Below are 3,912 nucleotides of genomic sequence, written 5' to 3'. Positions count from 1 at the left end.
CGCTTAAGGTCCTGTACATGTGGCCCCATTACCAACCAATGACTTGTCGTGAAACCGCGGCAAGATAGAGCTCGCCTTCATGGGTTAGAATATAATTGATGTCCGTTACCCAGACATTATTTGCTCAGTCACATCGAACTGGCGTCTCCATTAATACCAATGGTTTTCCTCTATTACGCTGCCTATCAAGGCTACGTCCAAAACCTCTTTTACCACAAGCAACGCGAGCTAATACATCCTGATAAAATAGCTTTTTAATATCGTCAAGGTATGCCTTGAGCTTATCCGTTCGCTGTGCCCTACTATTCTCTAACTCGTGGGTATCAAAATATCGCTCAATGCCATATGTATGAAATAACAACCCCATACGCCTACCCACAATTTTTTTCCACTCCGCAGCAAAAGCTGATTTCACTTTTAATGCTTGTTTTTTATTTCCTCTCACAAATAATATAACATGCAAGTAGTACCCTCGATTTCTCGACTTATCTACTTTCCAAATATAATCGGTTACACTCTCAAACAAGTCCTTTTTGCGTCCAGATGAAAACAACTTGCTCTTTGCATTCATCAATAGTTCTAGTTGTTTATTTTTTTGTTTCGTGTGGTCCTCGCTGAGGTATTCATCTTGTGGGCTTCTAGCCTCTCTCTCTGCGCTATAAATCTGATAAAATCCCAAACAAAAACGTGTGATGGTAATTTCATCCCCAACCTTGTAGTGAGCAAACATAGAAGAAATAGATTTTATGCCTTTAGCTATAGCTGCTTTTCTATTCTTTACACTATGCTTATACTCTTCACTCTGAAAGACAGTTTTTAGCATTCCTAGTAACACCATTGTTTGTTTTTCAGGTAAAACATCCAAAGCGTTCAGATATACATGCCTCTTAACCCTTGCCTTAAAAAAATCGCATACACTCTCTATCGCGGGGTGTAAATCAAATCCTGAGAGTTCATTTTTTATATCGATAGCGTCATTACAGAGTTCAATTACCCTTCTTAAGAACATTTCCTGTGATTTTAATGCATCCTGAATTGATGGGCGACGATGAATGTTATAAATATTGTCTTTTCGATAGCCAGAGCTGAAAGCTAGGCAGTTTTTATTTTTATAATATCTATTAATGTATGCAACAATGACATAAATCTGTTTGAAGTAATCAATGTCATCAGTAAGGAGAAGACGACTTTTCTTTTTAAGAAAGAAAGCTCGTCTACCGATGGAGATTTCTTTGCCAATCTCTTCAGTAGGGTAATCCTGTAACTCTATTTCACGATACTTAAATACTGATGATAAATTTCTTAAATCGTTACCATAAACAGAGTGTAGCTTTGTGATGTTATATCGTTTTAATTTCATCGGTCCCACCCTCCCAAGATAGTTAACTTTTTCCAGTTTTTCCTTTGCTGTACTTGGCTTTAAGTACTTATGACTCCCCCCTCTTCTTTAATCCTAAGGAAGGGGTGAGCAAAGCTCTTTTTTTTAACTGGCCCGCTCTTCTGATGAAACAACCCACAACATCATCAGGAGTACACCATGAACAACATCATCAAAGTCCTGCGCATCAAGGACCTCACCAACAAGATTGGCATGGCCAAGTCTACTATCTATGACTAGCTTAATCCCAAGTCGCCTCGTTATGAGCATACCTTCCCCAAACCCTTCAAGATAGGGCATTCCTCTATTTTTTGATTTGAGCACGATGTTGATAGCTGGCTTATACGTAGAAGCCAGTCTTGAATGCATTTTTCCATCCCTAGTGAGCTCCATAACTTCCAGTGTTATAAATCATACCTTGATAGGCTAATCGGTTAAGAAAATAGCCATTCTTTCTTATATATGCTTTTGGGTGTTTTCGTAGGTGAGGCAGGCGTATCACGTTTAGGTTTATTTATTATTTAATATTACTTCCATTCAATATTATTCCTACGCTATGTACAGCCCCCATTTACAACCAATAACCATCACCACTATCGCGTACCATTTCAGCAATCACCCCTACATACGCGCGTGTCTATCACACTGCGTAGAGTTACCCCTACTTAAACGAGGTCATCATGTTTAACTCAGCCAGACTATTAGATATCCTATGCATACCAGACCTGTTCCAAAATACAGCATGTCCTATTGTCAGGGCTGTTGATTCAGCCTCAGGTAAGTCACGCATCACTTGCATTGACCGTAGGCTATCAACCCAACTCTTTAATGCGTTGGATACCGTGTGTGATTATTTTTATTGTCATGAGGAGGCATCGTCAGCGCATCCAACGGTAGCGCTATTCCTAACGCATATGCGAGAGGTTTATGGATTGCACCTCATCCATGAGAGATATCTCGATAGTGATGTCGGTGACGAATTAGCTAGGGATATCAATAACGCGCTGTATGCGTTTCTAAGAGAGTTCAAGAGTCAGGCGCACCGTAAGTGCCTCAATAACCTAAAACGCGTTGAGGGCCGCAATCAGCATAGCATATCGACGTATGTTAATAGCCTATTCGACCAGCATGCCAAGCTATTAGTCATCCGATTGGATATCGGCTATCGCAAAGCCTACTACGACCAGCTCACGTTAGACCTCGTGACGAATGACCTGAATGGTTACCTTCGTCGAATACAGAACAAATATCCTGCGTTGGTGGGGTATATCTGGAAACTGGAGTACGGTGTTGATAGACGTTTTCATACCCACATTACGTTCATTTTTAATGGGGCTGTGCACCAGAAAGATATCTCGCTTGGTATAGCGCTGGGAGATGTATGGGAAGATATGACTGACAATAACGGGACCTATTTCAACTGTCAGATCAGGCGAGAAGATTATCAACGAAGGAGAACTGATGGGGTGGGGATGGTGCACTATAGTGATACAAACAAGCGCATAAACCTGATCAATGCGTTGAATTATCTGACCAAGCTAGATACGCAAATATTGGCGGTATTACCAGTCGGTCGCCGAACCTTCGGACGTATGGAGAAACCATCGCCCCAACCTCGCTTTGGCAGGCCTCGGTTATTACTTTGTCGGTCCTAGATTGGCCCCTTGAAGATCCATACACTTCGCCCTTCTTAACTTAAGAGGTAGTCTTGGAACTATGTTCAGTACTAGTCACAACGATAAGATGGTCGAAGTAATGGGATGGTCGCCCCTCCCCAAAACGGCATCAACGTGCCAAGGTGGCGAATGAGAGTTCCCACTGACTGAAAAGAGGCGACCACCATGAAGGCTACAACTATCGGGATTGATCTGGCCAAAAATTGTTTTCAGATACATGGTGTGAATGAACACGGCAAGACGGTCCACAAGAAACAGTTAAAGCGCGACCAGATGCTTTCGTTCTTTACCAACTTGCCCGCCTGTCTGATCGGCATGGAAGCTTGTGGTAGCGCCCATTTCTGGGCCAACAAGCTGCAAGGACTGGGGCATACCGTCAAGCTGATGGCACCTCAATTCGTCAAACCCTACGTCAAAACAAACAAGAACGATGCCGCCGATGCCGAGGCCATTTGCGAAGCGGTAACCCGGCCAACCATGCGCTTCGTGCCGATAAAGAGCAGCGAACAGTTAGCCGTCCTAGCCCTGCATCGTGCTAGGCAGGGGTTCGTCAAGGCCAGGACCGCCCAGGCCAACCAGATCCGAGGACTGTTGGCGGAATATGGGCTCATCATCCCCCAGGGCATCACCCACATCGGCCAGCGTGTTCCCGAATTCCTGGAGGACAGTGAAAACGGCTTGCCAGGGACGTTTCGCCAGTTGCTGATGCGACTCCACGAGCACCTCAAGGAACTCAATAAGCAGGTCAACGAGCTGGAGGAAGCGATCGTACGCTGGCATCGAGACAGTGTCGCCAGCCAAACATTGGCACAGCTACCCGGTATAGGTCCTATCACCGCCAGCGCCCTGGTGGCCTCC

The 3,912-nt window shown here is 44.2% G+C and carries 4 protein-coding genes; 2 read left to right on the top strand and 2 right to left on the bottom strand.

The window, feature by feature from the left end; translation table 11 throughout:
• Positions 1–124: 124 nt before the first annotated feature.
• Positions 125–1,360, bottom strand: a complete 1,236-nt coding sequence (locus BN1127_RS22205) for a hypothetical protein (RefSeq protein WP_156139774.1) — start codon at positions 1,358–1,360, stop codon at positions 125–127.
• 123 nt (positions 1,361–1,483) lie between these two features.
• Positions 1,484–1,747 (bottom strand): hypothetical protein, encoded by a 264-nt coding sequence (locus tag BN1127_RS22200; RefSeq protein ID WP_156139773.1) that lies wholly within the window; start codon positions 1,745–1,747, stop codon positions 1,484–1,486.
• A gap of 311 nt (positions 1,748–2,058) precedes the next feature.
• Between BN1127_RS22200 and BN1127_RS14660 the strand changes: the two genes are divergently transcribed.
• The gene (locus tag BN1127_RS14660; protein ID WP_231557496.1) at positions 2,059–3,033 is read left to right on the top strand and encodes a YagK/YfjJ domain-containing protein; all 975 of its coding nucleotides are present in this window, start codon (positions 2,059–2,061) and stop codon (positions 3,031–3,033) included.
• Positions 3,034–3,219: 186 nt separating this feature from the next.
• Positions 3,220–3,912 (top strand): IS110 family RNA-guided transposase (locus BN1127_RS14655; RefSeq protein WP_042649939.1); only part of this gene is annotated, 693 nt, incomplete at its 3' end.

Origin of the sequence: Aeromonas media (assembly GCF_000819985.1) — a bacterium.
In the GTDB taxonomy this organism is placed as follows: domain Bacteria; phylum Pseudomonadota; class Gammaproteobacteria; order Enterobacterales; family Aeromonadaceae; genus Aeromonas; species Aeromonas media.
Note: the sequence above shows the minus strand (reverse complement) of the source record. Positions and strands in the feature narration are given on the sequence as shown.